Below are 14,216 nucleotides of genomic sequence, written 5' to 3' on the forward strand. Positions count from 1 at the left end.
ACGTTGCGTCCACGCCACACCACGTGATTTAATCGCGAAGATTTCCAAGACCCTCGTCAGGCCGCCGCATTTTATCCACATCGGCGCGACAAGGCTGAACGCGATCGGATCGGGCAGGCTTCCGCGACTTGCGGTTGTCTCTGTTTTTGCGGAGAGAAATCCCGATCTCGGACTGGAGCGGGCATGATTCGGCTTTTAGGTTATTTCTTCGGCATCGGCACGATGCTGGCGCTTTTGGTGGCTGCCGGGGTCGCAGTCTATATTGGCAATCTGACCAAGGGATTGCCAGATTACGAGGTGCTCGCCAGCTACGAGCCGCCGGTGACGACGCGGGTCCACGCGTCAGACGGCTCACTTATGGGCGAGTTCGCACGCGAGCGTCGTCTCTATTTGCCGATCCAGGCCGTGCCGGACCGGGTCAAGGCTGCTTTCCTTTCAGCGGAAGACAAGAACTTCTATTCGCATCCGGGCGTCGATTTTGAAGGTGTCGTCCGGGCCGCGGTCGTCTATTTGCGAGGCGGTCCGATGCAGGGCGGCTCAACGATCACACAGCAGGTCGCAAAGAACTTCCTCCTGACCAACGAGCGTTCGCTGGAGCGCAAGGTCAAGGAGGCGATCCTGTCTTTCCGCATAGAGCAGGCCTATTCCAAGGATCGGATTCTCGAACTCTACCTCAATGAAATTTTCTTCGGCCTGGGTTCCTACGGCATTGCCGGCGCCGCGCTCACCTATTTCGACAAATCAGTCAACGAGCTGACAGTTGCGGAAGCCGCCTATATGGCGGCTCTTCCCAAGGGGCCGTCGAACTACCATCCGTTCAAATATACCGACCGCGCGATTGAGCGACGCAATTGGGTGATCGACCAGATGGTCGCCAATGGCTATATCTCGCGCGAGGAGGGCGAGAAGTCCAAAGCCGAACCGCTCGGCGTTACGCCCCGGAGGGGCGGAACCTACCTCTTCGCCGGAGAGTATTTCACCGAGGAAGTGCGCCGCGAAATCATCGCCCGCTATGGCGAGGACGCGCTCTACGAGGGCGGATTGTCGGTTCGCACAACACTCGATCCCAAGATGCAGCTTGTCGCGCGCAAGGCCATGCAGAACGGCCTGTTGAAGTACGACATGCTGCGCGGCTATCGCGGGCCGGTGACGACGATAGATATTTCCGGCGATTGGGCCGTGCCGCTCGGCGAGGTCAAGCGCCTCGACGATGTGCCGGAATGGCGACTTGCCGTCGTGCTGGAAAGCTCCAAGGCAGGCCTGACGGTTGGCCTTCAGCCCAAGCGCAAGGCATCCGGCGCGCTCGCGGATGAGCGCGAGCAGGCGACCGTCTCGAAGGAAGACATGAGCTTTGCCATGCGCCATGTGGTGGACGGCAAGCGTGTCAAAGCGGATTCTCCTGCCGACGTGCTGAAGCCCGGAGACGTGGTCTTCGTCGAGAAGAAGGAAGGCGAGGCGGGCTACATGCTGCGTCAGCCGCCGGAAGTGTCGGGCGGCATGGTTGCGATGGATCCGCATACCGGCCGCGTGCTCGCAATGGTCGGCGGCTTCTCCTACGCGCAGTCCGAGTTCAACCGGGCAACGCAGGCAATGCGCCAGCCGGGCTCGTCATTCAAGCCGTTCGTCTATGCCGCCGCGCTCGACAATGGCTACACGCCGGCGTCGGTCATCATGGACGGGCCGATCACCATCAGAATCGGAAACGAGGTCTGGTCGCCGAAGAATTATGACGGCAAGCCGGCCGGTCCGTCGACGCTGCGCGCCGGCATCGAGCGTTCGCGAAACCTCATGACGGTGCGACTCGCCAACGACATGGGCATGAAGCTGGTGGCCGAGTATGCCGAGCGTTTCGGCGTCTACGACAAGATGCCGCCTCATATCGCCATGTCGCTCGGTTCGGGCGAAACCACCGTCATGCGCATGGTCTCGGCCTATTCGGTGATGGCCAATGGCGGCCGGCAGATCAAACCGTCATTGATCGACAGGATTCAGGATCGCTATGGCAAGACCGTTTTCAAGCATGACGAGCGCGGCTGCCAAGGCTGCGTGGCGGAGGAGTGGGCCGAGCAGGCCGAGCCGGAACTGATCGATAATGCCGAGCAGGTGCTCGATCCGATGACGGCCTACCAGATCACGTCCATGATGGAGGGCGTCGTCACACGCGGAACCGCCGTTACGGTATCGGAGCTCGGCCGTCCGATCGCCGGCAAGACCGGTACGACCAACGACGAGAAGGACACCTGGTTCATGGGCTACACGCCCAATCTGGTGGTCGGTCTCTATTTGGGATTCGATCAGCCGAAAACCTTGGGCAAAGGCTCGACCGGCGGCGGACTTGCGGCGCCGATCTTCAAGGAGTTCATGGCCGAAGTGCTCAAAGGCGTTCCGCCGACCAAATTCCAGGTTCCCGAGGGTATGAAACTCATCGCCATCAATCGCAAGACTGGCATGCAGGCCCGCGAGGGCGAGCCCGGAACCATCATGGAAGCTTTCAAGCCCGGCACCGGTCCCGCAGACAGTTATTGGGTCATAGGCATGGGTGAGGATGGCGGCTCGATCACCGGCGAAGCGCTGTCGCCGCAGGCCAGCAAGGCCATCCAGACCGGCGGCGGCGGGCTCTACTGATCGTACCCGAATCGGTAAATGGGCCGGCTCGCGCCGGCCCATTTTGCTTTACAGCCCGCGGACGCCTCCCTATGTTCCGCGCCAACCCGAACCGGCATCACAATTTCAGGATAAGCACCTGCCATGCGCGCAGAAACGGAAAAGCTCGTCGACGAAATCAAGCAGGCCATAAGCCTGCTGAGGAGGCATCTTTGACTGGGACGAGGCCCTGAAACGTCTCGAATACCTGAACATGCGCGCGGAGGATTCGAGCCTCTGGAACGACCCGCAGGAAGCGCAGAAACTGATGCGCGAACGCCAGAGCCTCGATGACGGGATCACTTCCGTCAAAAGGCTGTCGCAGGCGCTTGCCGACAATGTCGACCTCATTGAAATGGGCGAGGAGGAGGGCGACGCCGATATTGTCGCCGAGGCGGAAACCGCCATCCGCTCGCTTTCCGGGGAGATCAAGGCCCGCCAGATCGAGACCCTGCTTTCGGGCGAAGCCGACGCCAACGATACCTATCTCGAAGTTCACGCCGGCGCCGGCGGCACGGAAAGCCAGGACTGGGCGTCGATGCTGTTGCGCATGTACACGCGCTGGGCTGAACGGCGGCGCTTCAAGGTAGAGGTGCTGGAAGTCCACGACGGTGAAGAAGCCGGCATCAAGTCCGCCACCGTGCTGATCAAAGGCCACAACGCCTATGGCTGGTTGAAGACCGAATCCGGCGTCCACCGGCTGGTGCGCATTTCGCCCTATGATTCGAACGCCCGCCGCCACACGTCGTTCGCAAGTGTTTGGGTCTATCCGGTTGTCGACGATTCCATTGACATCGACGTCAGCGAATCCGATGTGCGCATCGACACCTATCGCGCGTCGGGCTCGGGTGGCCAGCACGTCAACACCACCGACTCCGCCGTGCGCATCACGCATCTCGCGACCGGAATCGCGGTCGCCTGCCAAGCCGAGCGCTCGCAGCACAAGAACAAGGCAAAGGCCTGGGAGATGCTGCGCTCGAGGCTATACGAGGAAGAGCTGAAGAAGCGCGAGGCCGCCGCCAGCGCGACCGAGGCGGCAAAGACCGACATCGGCTGGGGACACCAGATCCGCTCCTATGTGCTGCAGCCCTACCAGCTGGTGAAGGATCTGCGCACAGGTGTGGAAAGCACCAGCCCTTCCGATGTGCTTGACGGCGACCTCGACGATTTCATGGAAGCGTCGCTGTCGCATCGCATCGAAGGTTCGGCCGGGCAGCCCCTCGCCGATATAGATTGACCCTTCCGCCAACCCCGGCGGAGGAGAAGCACCGGCGAATTTCAGCCACGGACGCACCTTGCTCAAGCCTTCTCCATGGGGAGGGAGCGGGGTTGCTCAGTTTTGACCGGGATTGTCGGATAAGAACATGCCGCGCCGCCATCCGGGGTCCAGGGAACCGGAGGCAGGCAATCACGTTAAGATGCTGGTAACCACATGGGCGCAAGCTCGGGTGACCACTTAGGTGCAGCTTCTGGGAGGAGGCAACTGTGGAAAACAACCATGTTTTGCTCGACACTCCCCTCCTTGCCCGCCGGTCTGGCCGGTGTGGCCGCATCTCTCATCCTGTCCTTTTCAGTTCCCGCATTCGCCCATGACGCCATACCGACCGCCGCGCAACCGAACGGCTGGAAATATCCATTCTCCTGCTGTTCGGGTTACGATTGCCGCGAAGTACCCGGCAAGGCGATCAGTGAGCGCCCGGAAGGCTATGTCATAGAAGGCACGGGCGAAGTCGTCGCATATTCCGATGCGCGCCTGAAGAATTCGCCGGACGGCCAGTTCCACTGGTGTTCGGTGGCCGGCGCCAGCGACGGCAGGACCATCTGCCTGTTCGTTCCGCCGCGCTCGTATTGAGCACCTCGCCATCCTGACCGATGCTGTTGGGATGGACCGGTGATGGTCGACTGGGTTAGCCTGAAGCGTGAACCCGCCCATCATCGGAAGGACGTGACATGGCGATTGTCGGAAGCTGCCACTGCAAGGCGACAGTATTCGAAGTCAGCGAGCCCCCGCAGACGGTAACCTCCTGCACCTGCTCGTTCTGCTCCAAGCGCGGCTCGTTGTGGGCCTATTATGTGCCCAGCCAGTTCAAGCTTCTGACGCCAGAGGAAAACGTCTCCTTCTATCAATGGGGATCGCGGACGGTGAAGCATGGCTTTTGCGCCATTTGCGGCTGCGGCACCTTCACCGAGACGCCTGACTTCAGCACGGGCGAACCTGATTTCGAGAATCCAAGGATCAGCGTCAATTCGCGGCTGTTCGACGATTTCGATCTTGGCGCGGTCGAGGTGGTCGTGATCGACGGCAAGAATCTCTGGTAGCGGGCCAGCTCACATTGCGAATTGGCCGGGTCGGGTTCGACCGTTTTTCGCCGCAATTCATGTTACAAGCAATCTGAAGGGCAGCGCGACTCGCGCGCCTTCGGGGACAGTCAGGAGAGGGACCACCGAATGAGCAGAAAATGGATTGCCGCGCTGGTCGCGACGGCATTTGTCGGCGCGTGCACGACAGATCCCTACACGGGCGAGCAGAAGGTTTCCAACACCGCAGGCGGTGCAGCCTTGGGCGCGGGACTCGGCGCGCTGGCCGGCATGGCGGTTGGCGGCAGCTCCAATGCGCAACGCAACGCGGTTCTGATCGGGGCGGGCGTCGGCGCGCTCGCTGGCGGCGCGATCGGCGCCACGATGGACCGCAACGAGGCCGAACTCAGGGCGCAACTGCGGGGCACAGGCGTCAGCGTCACGCGCGCCGGCGACCAGATCATCCTCAACATGCCGTCCGACATTACTTTCGGCGTCGACCAGGATTCGATCAAGCCGGGATTCTACCAGACCCTGAACTCGGTCGCCCTGGTGCTCAACAGGTATCAGCAGACGATCGTCGACGTGTTCGGCCATACCGATTCGACAGGCAGCGCCGAGCATAATTTCGACTTGTCGCAGCGCCGCGCTTTGTCGGTCGCCAATTATCTGAGCGCCCAGGGTGTCGATTCGCGCCGCTTCGCCGTCACCGGTTTCGGCAAGACCAGGCCGATCGCCTCCAACGCCACGGCCGAGGGAAGGGCGCAGAACCGTCGCGTGGAAATCCAGCTTTCGCCGCTGACCTGATTTCAGGCTCTACCCACCGGAACAGAAAGGCCCGCAGCGATGCGGGCCTTTTCATTTTCGCAGAGACTGTGAGTATCAGACCTTGCCGGCCACCCGCATGAAAGCGGGCATATCGTCGCCGAACCCGATTGTTCCGTCATTGTCTTCCTGACGCTGGCGGGCATTGCGGTCCTCGCGACGCGGGCGTTCCTGGCGGTCGCCGCGCGGCTGATCCGCGCGTTCCGGCCGCGCCTTGCGCTCGGCGTTTTCCGCCTTGATCGCTTCCCGGCGGGCCGGCCGTTCGTCATTGTCGGCGATCACCGGCTCGGAGCGGAGTTCCGGCTGGTGCTGCGCCTTTTCCTCGGCTGGTTTTGCTTCAGCAGAGCGCGGGCGACGTTCGCCGCGTGGCTTGCGCTCGCCATCGCCCTTGCGGCCACTGCGGCGGGGCGCACCGGCTCCACGGCCGCGGCGTGGCGCTTCGTCTTCGGATTCGGACGCAACCACCGTCGAAAGATCGCCGTCATGCCACTCGATCTTGAGCCCAGTCAGCCTTTCGATCGCGTCGACATATTTCACGTCGGATTTGGTGACGATGGTGAAAGCCTTGCCCAGCCGGCCGGCGCGGCCGGTTCGGCCGATGCGGTGGACATAATCCTCCGCATGGATCGGCACGTCGTAGTTGAAGACGTGGCTGACTTCAGGAATGTCGAGCCCGCGTGCGGCGACGTCCGAGGCGACGAGCAGCTTCAGCTTGCCGTCGCGGAAATTGGACAGCATCTGCATCCGCGCGCGCTGGTCCATGTCGCCGTGCAGTGCGCCGGCGTCGAATTCGTACTTGACCAGCGAGCGGAACAGTTCGGCGACCTCCACCTTGCGGTTGCAGAAGATGATCGCGTTCTTCAGCCCGTCGGATTCGGCCCGGATCAGGTTACGTAGCGTCTCGCGCTTGTCCCAGGGCTTCGGTCCGGATTTCACCAGCCGCTGCGTTATGTTGGCGCCGGTCGAAGCCGCCTTGGAAACCTCGACGCGCACCGGCGCGTGCAGGAATTTCTCGGTCAGCTTGGTGATTTCCGGCGGCATCGTGGCCGAGAAGAAAAGCGTCTGACGCGTGAACGGGATCATCTCGCAGATGCGCTCGATGTCGGGGATGAAGCCCATGTCGAGCATCCGGTCGGCCTCGTCGATGACGAGGATTTCCACGCCGTTCAGGAGCAGCTTGCCGCGCTCGCGGTGATCGAGCAGGCGGCCCGGAGTCGCGATCAGCACGTCTGCACCGCGCTCCAGCTTCTTTTCCTGCTCGTCGAACGACACGCCGCCGATCAGGAGCGCGATGTTGAGCTTGTGGTTCTTGCCGTAGCGGGTGAAGTTTTCCTCGACCTGCGCGGCGAGTTCGCGCGTCGGCTCCAAGATCAGCGTGCGCGGCATGCGGGCGCGGGCTCGGCCCTTTTCGAGCCGCGTCAGCATCGGCAGCACGAACGAGGCGGTCTTGCCGGTGCCGGTCTGGGCGATGCCGAGCACGTCCTTGCCCTGCAAGGCGTGCGGGATCGCGCCGAGCTGTATCGGCGTCGGCACGGTGTAGCCTGCGTCGGTGACTGCGGAAAGGACTTTCGGCGACAGGCCGAGGTCCGCGAAGGTCAACGCTTCTTGAGCGATCTGGTTGTCTGAGGACAAGTTTCTTGGCTGCTTTGGCTGGTTAGGGGCACGGCGGGATTGTCCGCGGCAGACGAAGGCCGACTGCGATATTGCATCGCGATAGGCTTAAGTCCACGATTTGTCAACCGAACTCGGCTTTGCTGGGGCATTGGCCGCGTTCCTATGCTTTCATCCCTTCGAGCGCTTAATGCGACATGGATGGCATGGTTCCGCAGCGTCACTCCATTTCTTCCGCGTTCCGGTAATTGACGAAGCTGTCGCTCAGTAGCGGAATTGCTCCGCGAGGATGCGCTCGTTCCAGGAGTGGCCGGCGTCAAACAGGAGCGTGGCAGTGGCATTCCGCGACTCCCGCACGGTGACGGTGACTACGGACTTCACCTCAGTATGATCGGCCACGGCATTCACCGGACGCTTTGTGTGCTCCAGCAGGTCGAAGCGCACGACGGAGTCTTTCGACACCAGCGCGCCGCGCCAGCGGCGGGGCCGAAACGGGCTTACCGGGGTGAGAGCGAGCAGCGGCGCATCCAAAGGCAGGATCGGGCCGTGGGCCGAGAGGTTGTAGGCGGTCGAGCCTGCAGGGGTCGCCACCATCACGCCGTCGCAGACAAGTTCCTCGAGCCGGATGTTGCCGTCGATGGTGATGCGAACCTTGGCGGCCTGGTAGGACTGGCGAAACAGCGATACCTCGTTGATGGCGAGCGCGCGCGCGGTCGAGCCATCGGCCCCGATCGTGTCCATTTCCAGCGGCCTGATTGTCTCGGGGGCCGCCGCCGCGATGCGCTCGGGCAGTTCGTCCTCATGATACTCGTTCATCAGGAAGCCGATGGTGCCACGGTTCATGCCGTAGACCTGCTTGCCGGTGCCCATTGTCTCGCGCAGTGTCTGAAGCAAAAAACCATCGCCGCCGAGCGCCACGATCACATCGGCCTGGTGGACCGGAGTGTGCCCGTAGCGTGCGGAGAGCCGCGCGGCAGCCTGTTCGGCGTCGGCGGCGTCCGACGAGGTGAAAGCAAATGTCTTCCTGGCCTTGTTCATCGATCCGGCCTTATGCCCCTCGCTACGCCGCAAGCGGGGTAGCATGCGGCCCGCCATCTGCAAAGGGAGCCTCTTCTTCGAACTGGCATTCGCGGTTAACATCCGAGAGATGCTTCGAGAGGAGATCCCGCGCATGAGGATAGACGGTTCATGTCATTGCGGTCACGTGCGTTACGAGGCGACCGTTGATCCACAAAAGATCGGCATCTGCCACTGCACGGATTGTCAGGTGCTCAGCGGCACGGCGTTTCGCGTCACCGTCCCCGTAGCCGAAAGCGATTTCAGGCTGACGGCCGCGGAGCCGAAAATCTACGTGAAGACGGCCGAGAGTGGCGCCCGACGCGCACAGGCATTTTGCCCCGAATGCGGCTCGCCGATCTATGCGACGTCGGTAGGTGAGGGGCCGAAGGTTTATGGCGTGCGCGTCGGCACGGCCAGGCAACGCGACCAACTCGTGCCGTCGCGCCAGGTCTGGCACAGATCCGCGCTGCACTGGCTGCCCGGCCTGAAGGAGATCGAGGCATTCGAGGGGGGCGGCTAACGCGCTGGGACAGGCTCGGCGGTATTCTGGCCTTCGCCGTTAACGCGCCTGCTACCTGCTTTTCGGATGCTGGAAAATGGTGAAAATGGTGCCCCCGGACGGGATCGAACCGCCGACCTTCGGTTTACAAATTTTGTGCCAACACACCTCGGAGGGTATCGGACGGTAACGTGAATTGCCATGAAATAGCGGAAAATCAGCAGTTTAGCGCTGATTGAGCAGCGGTTTGCATAACGGGTCATAACGTGAAATAACATACCCCAGTTTACCCCTGACGTTACCCGGAGCTTTCCAAATGGCCGTTTCGATCCCGTCGCAGCACAAGCGAGCCGCCGCGTTCATCAAGAATTTGAAGCCCGGCGCGGCCCGTCAGGAAATAGCCGACAGCGCACAGTCCGGGTTGTATCTGGTCATGCAGCCGAGCGGCGGCTTGTCATGGGCGGTACGAACGAAGGTGGACGGCAAGCCCGCGAAGATCACGCTAGGCCGCTACGATGAAGAAGGTGCCGCCGAAGATCGCACCGGGACCGTCATCGATCCCAATCAGGTTTTGAACGTCACGCAAGCGCGAGTGTTGGCCGAACGCGTCATAGCGGACGCGAGGCGCGGTCATGATCCACGACAGCAGAAGACCAGCAATCGCTTTAGCATTGATCACTGGCTTGATGAATTCGTGAAGACGGCTCGCACGGCAGGTTTCAAGGGCAGGGCGGTCAAAGCATCCACTGCGGACGAATACGAACGCATCATAGCGACCAACATCAAGCCGCACTTGAAGCACGTCACCGATATTCGCACGCTTGATTACCGCGACATTGAAAAGCTTATCGCCAAGCTGGAACCCGGAGCGCAACGCAATGCCTTTGCGGTGTTGTCCGCATTCTTCCGCTGGAAAGCCGTTGCTCGCGTGATCGGTCGCAACATCATCGAACTAGCGGAAGCACCGGCCAAACCGCAAAGCCGGGAGCGCGTCCTATCGCATGAAGAAATCAAGACCGTTTGGAACGCAGCGGACAAGTGCGGCTATCAGTTCGGCCCGATGATCCAGCTTTTGCTTTTGACCGGGCAACGCCGCGACGAAATCGCCAACCTCAAATGGTCCGAACTAAACGACGATCTCACCGCGATCACCCTTGAAGGCTCGCGCACTAAGAACGGACGCGCGCATATCGTGCCGCTGCCACCGCTGGCAAAGACGATCATTGAAGGATTGCCGATGATCACCGATGCGGATGGCAACGCATCCGAATACGTGTTCGCGGCCCGCACAGCCAAGACGCCTTACAGCGGTTTCAGCAACGGAAAGATCGCACTCGATAAGCACTGCGGAGAACCGGCTTTGCCGAATTGGCATCTTCATGATCTACGCCGCACTTGTGCGACCGAACTAGCGAAGCTTGGAATTAAGCAGGAAGTGACCGAAGCAATTCTAAATCACAAAACCGGCAAAGTTAGCGGCGTTGCCGGGATTTATAATCGCTACGATTATCAAATTGAAAAACGCGATGCTTTGGAACAATGGGCAATTCGCATCGCAGCTATTACCGCAAACAATGTAACTCTGCTTCCGAAGCGTGCATAACCTAAAAATCCGTTATGATATACTCTTGACCGTGAGCTAACGTTAGCTCACGGTGATGCTCGCCGCCTGATTTGGGGTGGTTTGCCGCCTTGATCGGATGATCGGCGGCGCGAGGGCCGGATAGCCTATGCCACGGTAAAGACGTGGTGCTCTAGCAGCGCGGATGCTCCGCGATCCCCGGCAATCTAGATATTGAAGCCCTTTCCCATGTCCGTGAACCCGAACCCTATTGATACGCTCATTCCTGCCCCTGCCGTGTGCGGCATCTTCGGCGTTACTGCCATGACGTTGCACCGCTGGTTGAAAGGCGATTACGACAAGCGCACCGGCAAGCGCACGCCGCCCGTTGCCGACTTCCCAAAGCCACGCGTCATCAACAATCGCCGCTATTGGTCGCGAGCCGAAATCGAGCGCTTTATGGACGCTCACGCGGCCTGATTTACCCGGCAGAACACCCCAATTGTGAATTTGGACCGCTGCGCGATATCAAGCCATTGTATTGAAGCGATATTTCCAGCGAAGCAGCGGTTCGGTAGTCAGAAGCTCAAAAAATTAGCCCGGCAAGGCGTTGCGAGCCAAACCGGGCCGGAAAGTCAAAACGATGAACCCCAATATATCAGGTGCCCCTATATCGGGCAACCCGGCAGCGTTCGCCGCACCACTGCCCATGCAGCCAGCCGCACCGCCGCTGCCTGTGCCGCCTATGCCGGTCAATCCCATCGCTCCGCAAATGCCACCGCTACCCATGAAGCCCGGTCCGATACCGATGATGCCGATGCAGCTTATGCCATCCATGCCACCGCTGCCGCCACCGGTCGAATGGATCGTAGGGAGTGAATTGCAGGGACCGCCACCGGTCCGCGAATGGCTTGTTGGCGACATGATCCCGATGAACACCGTCACGCTGCTTTACGGCGACGGCGGGACCGGAAAATCGCTACTCGCATTGCAGCTTGCCGCTGCAATGGCGCTGGGCCGGATTTGGTTGAACCGGGTGCCGATGCATGGACGAACGGTCTATGTTTCGGCGGAAGATGATCGCGCGGAATTGCACCGCCGTCTTGCGATCATTGCCGGATCGCACAATGCGACCACGGCAGACCTAGCCGGGATCACCATCGCAGACATGGCAGGCAAGGACGCGCTTCTAGCCCATGTGATCGCAAAGAAGGGCATTCTCAAACGAACGGAATTGCTGAACCAAATCGAAGTCCGTATCGCCATGACCGCGCCGCGATTGGTCGTTGTGGACACGCTGGCCGATGCCTTTCCGGGCAATGAGAATGACCGCGCAATGGTCCGCCAGTTCGTCGGCATGATGCGCGGGCTGGCGATCAAGCATCGTTGCGCCGTTGTGCTGTTGGCGCATCCATCGTTGACCGGGATTAACACCGGGACGGGAGCGAGCGGATCGACCGCATGGAATAATAGCGTGCGATCACGGCTCTATTTCGAGCGGATTAAAGAAGGCGATTACGAACCAAACCCGGACGCGCGCCAATTGAAGGTCATGAAAAGCAACTATGGCCGCGTCGGCATAGAGATAGCCGTCGCATGGAAGGGCGGCATTTTCATCGCAGAACAAGACGGCGGGATCGTGGACGCCAACCCAAAAGCCGAACGCGTATTCCTGAAATTGCTCGCACTGTTTTCAACGCAAGGGCGCGACGTAAATCCAAGCGCCGGACCGAACTACGCGCCAGCCGTTTTCGCAAAACACCACGAAGCGGAAGGATGTTCTAAGCGAACCCTGAAAGATGCAATGGAGCGGCTGCTTTCGGCTGGCAAAATTGTAGTCTCAATTAAGAAGGAAAATGGTCACGAGAAACGCTATTTGGACGTTAATTAGCGGCAATTTGGACGCTGGCCGTTAATTAACGGGACCGTATCTCCCCCGCGTCTCCCCCGTATCTCCCCTCAATCTCCCCCGCGCGAGATATCCCCATACCCCTAGAGAGTGTGCGCGCGGGGCGCACCGCACACTCTCATAATAAAACCGTCCGAGCCGTTAAATTTTTACAATTAATGCGCGTCCAAATGCGATCATTGCCGCAACGGCGTCCAACCGTCCGCATTACCCGTCCAAACACCCCGTCAGTGTTTCGCGCATCAATCGTTCACATAACACGTTGAATTCATTGTGCATTGATCGCACCAACCATCAAATATGTGATTTGCTGCTCTGTCGTGGCGTTCATTTGCGTTGGTTATCGTCGCGGCACATACGACCAGTTTCCGTTGGAGTTTTTAATGTGCGTGCGAGACACGCGGCCGTTCGTCTCGATGACGACCGTTTCAGCATCGGGAACCTCGCGTGAAAAGAATTTTCCAACATCGGAGAGCGAAGGGATTTCGTCCCGATCCATTCGTATCTTTATGTGCAACCTCGGGTCAGTTTCGCTTCCTTCGATCACTTTACAGTCGAATTGATCCTCGAAGCTATCCTTCCAATCCATACGGTTTCTCCCTTTATTTAAGCCTTGGCGGAAGCCACGTCCGCTATAGGAAGACCCGTTGCGACCGTCAACACGATGATCGTCGTCGTGAGCCGCCAGCCGTCAAAGCAATGGATGCAAACAATCCGGATTGATTTCGGATAATTGTTAGAGTTATCCATTGTTAATTCTTGATGATCGACGTTGTTACTTGTTGCAATGATTGATGTTGTTTATAAAGATAATCATCTTCGAAATTTCTATTTGACGCCTAGACGGAATTACCCTCTCATGGTGTCAAACAACACCAAACTGATTTTAAAGGAGAAATCCCAAATGCGTGCCCGCCCTATTTTCCCGGTAGCCTTTGCCAACGTCGAATCGGACCTATTCGTTGGAGCCGTCACAGAGCGCGGCGATGTCGTTACCGCCCATAGGGATGGCGCATCGCACTCCATGCTCCTTGCTCGCTTGCCCGACACCGCAGCAGAGCCGTTGCGGCAGAATATGGCCGCACTGAATGCCGGTGTCGCAACGATGGTCGAACAGGCCAATCACGCCCGCTCTGAGGTGCATCCGGCCCGCTTCCCGGCTCACGTGCAGCAGTTGGTCGTTAAATACGTCTCGCCTGCCTTTCAGGGGCTCACACAGGCCGGTGTGGACGAGACGCGGGCCGCTGATGCCGCATGGAAGCGCGCCACCACACCGGAGCCCGGCATCGGGACCATACGGCAGGAGTACCGCCAGCTTTGGCGGTCCCTATCGCTGGCCGAACGTGCCGCCCGCGTCGAGAATGCCGATCTGGACGAGTTGGCGGCCATCAGTGAAGGTTGGGGGTTCTTCCCCGATCTGCCGCAGCCGGTGCGGGATGCTATCGAAGCGCGGCTGGTCCGCCTGGGCACTGCGAAGCTGCATGGGCTCACTGGCGCATTTGTCAAAGAGACCAGCGCGTCCGAACCCCTTGCTGCCGGTCCTGATGCCGCACAGGTTAAAACGGCTGCTGAAAAGCTGATCGACGGCTATAAGCAGCGTCGCGAGCATCTTGCATTGGTCGCGACCACGCTGCGCAGCGTGACCATCGCAATTGCCGCCGCGACGGAATTGCCGATCGAAGTTGCATACAAGCTGCTCATGGGCCGCGAGTAGCAGCAATGGCGTTGCCTTCGACCATCATTCTCCCGGCTGGACCGACGCTCCAATCGTCGCAACTGTGTGCAGCGTTCGGCTTTAGCCGACAGGCGCT

The 14,216-nt window shown here is 60.1% G+C and carries 13 protein-coding genes and 1 tRNA gene; 10 read left to right on the plus strand and 4 right to left on the minus strand.

Features of this window, described 5'->3' with window-relative positions:
• Nucleotides 1–183 precede the first annotated feature (183 nt).
• From ABVK50_RS11655 to ABVK50_RS11675, 5 genes are all read left to right on the plus strand, one after another.
• Nucleotides 184–2,625, plus strand: coding sequence for a penicillin-binding protein 1A (locus ABVK50_RS11655; RefSeq protein ID WP_353641411.1), 2,442 nt, complete (start codon nucleotides 184–186; stop codon nucleotides 2,623–2,625).
• Nucleotides 2,626–2,748: 123 nt separating this feature from the next.
• Nucleotides 2,749–3,880, plus strand: a protein-coding gene (gene prfB, locus ABVK50_RS11660; protein ID WP_353641410.1) for a peptide chain release factor 2 whose coding sequence is annotated in 2 segments (ribosomal slippage) — nucleotides 2,749–2,814 and nucleotides 2,816–3,880 — 1,131 coding nt in all. Because the reading frame shifts where the segments join, the coding sequence is not laid out codon by codon here.
• A gap of 261 nt (nucleotides 3,881–4,141) precedes the next feature.
• Nucleotides 4,142–4,495: a hypothetical protein gene (locus ABVK50_RS11665; protein WP_353641409.1), complete on the plus strand. Its 354-nt coding sequence runs from the start codon at nucleotides 4,142–4,144 to the stop codon at nucleotides 4,493–4,495.
• Between the two features lie 98 nt (nucleotides 4,496–4,593).
• A complete protein-coding gene (locus ABVK50_RS11670; RefSeq protein WP_353641408.1) occupies nucleotides 4,594–4,962 on the plus strand; it encodes a GFA family protein in 369 nt (122 codons plus the stop codon).
• A 129-nt stretch (nucleotides 4,963–5,091) separates the two neighbouring features.
• Nucleotides 5,092–5,748, plus strand: a complete 657-nt coding sequence (locus tag ABVK50_RS11675; RefSeq protein ID WP_353641407.1) for an OmpA family protein — start codon at nucleotides 5,092–5,094, stop codon at nucleotides 5,746–5,748.
• Between the two features lie 75 nt (nucleotides 5,749–5,823).
• Here the strand turns inward: ABVK50_RS11675 and ABVK50_RS11680 are convergent, their stop codons facing one another.
• Both ABVK50_RS11680 and ABVK50_RS11685 read right to left on the minus strand, forming a co-directional pair.
• Entirely contained in the window at nucleotides 5,824–7,398 is a 1,575-nt protein-coding gene (locus ABVK50_RS11680; protein WP_353641406.1) for a DEAD/DEAH box helicase, read from the minus strand.
• A gap of 243 nt (nucleotides 7,399–7,641) precedes the next feature.
• Nucleotides 7,642–8,415, minus strand: coding sequence for an NAD kinase (locus ABVK50_RS11685; protein ID WP_353641405.1), 774 nt, complete (start codon nucleotides 8,413–8,415; stop codon nucleotides 7,642–7,644).
• 133 nt (nucleotides 8,416–8,548) lie between these two features.
• Here ABVK50_RS11685 and ABVK50_RS11690 point away from each other — a divergent pair, with 133 nt between their 5' ends.
• Nucleotides 8,549–8,956 carry a GFA family protein gene (locus tag ABVK50_RS11690; RefSeq protein ID WP_353641404.1) on the plus strand — a complete coding sequence of 136 codons (408 nt, stop codon included), beginning with the start codon at nucleotides 8,549–8,551 and terminating at the stop codon, nucleotides 8,954–8,956.
• 86 nt (nucleotides 8,957–9,042) lie between these two features.
• On the opposite strand, the gene ABVK50_RS11695 is transcribed toward ABVK50_RS11690, so the two are convergent.
• Nucleotides 9,043–9,101, minus strand: a tRNA-OTHER gene (locus ABVK50_RS11695).
• A 150-nt stretch (nucleotides 9,102–9,251) separates the two neighbouring features.
• Here ABVK50_RS11695 and ABVK50_RS11700 point away from each other — a divergent pair.
• The 3 genes from ABVK50_RS11700 (at nucleotide 9,252) to ABVK50_RS11710 (ending at nucleotide 12,387) form a co-directional block, all read left to right on the plus strand.
• Nucleotides 9,252–10,538 (plus strand): tyrosine-type recombinase/integrase, encoded by a 1,287-nt coding sequence (locus ABVK50_RS11700; protein ID WP_353641403.1) that lies wholly within the window; start codon nucleotides 9,252–9,254, stop codon nucleotides 10,536–10,538.
• Nucleotides 10,539–10,745: 207 nt separating this feature from the next.
• Nucleotides 10,746–10,976, plus strand: a complete 231-nt coding sequence (locus ABVK50_RS11705) for a hypothetical protein (protein WP_353641402.1) — start codon at nucleotides 10,746–10,748, stop codon at nucleotides 10,974–10,976.
• A 163-nt stretch (nucleotides 10,977–11,139) separates the two neighbouring features.
• Nucleotides 11,140–12,387, plus strand: a complete 1,248-nt coding sequence (locus ABVK50_RS11710) for an AAA family ATPase (protein ID WP_353641401.1) — start codon at nucleotides 11,140–11,142, stop codon at nucleotides 12,385–12,387.
• A 358-nt stretch (nucleotides 12,388–12,745) separates the two neighbouring features.
• Here ABVK50_RS11710 and ABVK50_RS11715 read toward each other — a convergent pair whose 3' ends face one another.
• Nucleotides 12,746–12,994: a hypothetical protein gene (locus tag ABVK50_RS11715; protein ID WP_353641400.1), complete on the minus strand. Its 249-nt coding sequence runs from the start codon at nucleotides 12,992–12,994 to the stop codon at nucleotides 12,746–12,748.
• Nucleotides 12,995–13,177: 183 nt separating this feature from the next.
• On the opposite strand from ABVK50_RS11715, the gene ABVK50_RS11720 reads away from it, so the two are divergent.
• On the plus strand, nucleotides 13,178–14,119 hold the full coding sequence (locus tag ABVK50_RS11720) for a hypothetical protein (protein WP_353641399.1): 942 nt from the start codon (nucleotides 13,178–13,180) through the stop codon (nucleotides 14,117–14,119).
• Nucleotides 14,120–14,216 lie beyond the last annotated feature (97 nt).

This window comes from Mesorhizobium sp. WSM2240, from assembly GCF_040438645.1.
Classification (GTDB): Bacteria; Pseudomonadota; Alphaproteobacteria; order Rhizobiales; family Rhizobiaceae; genus Allomesorhizobium.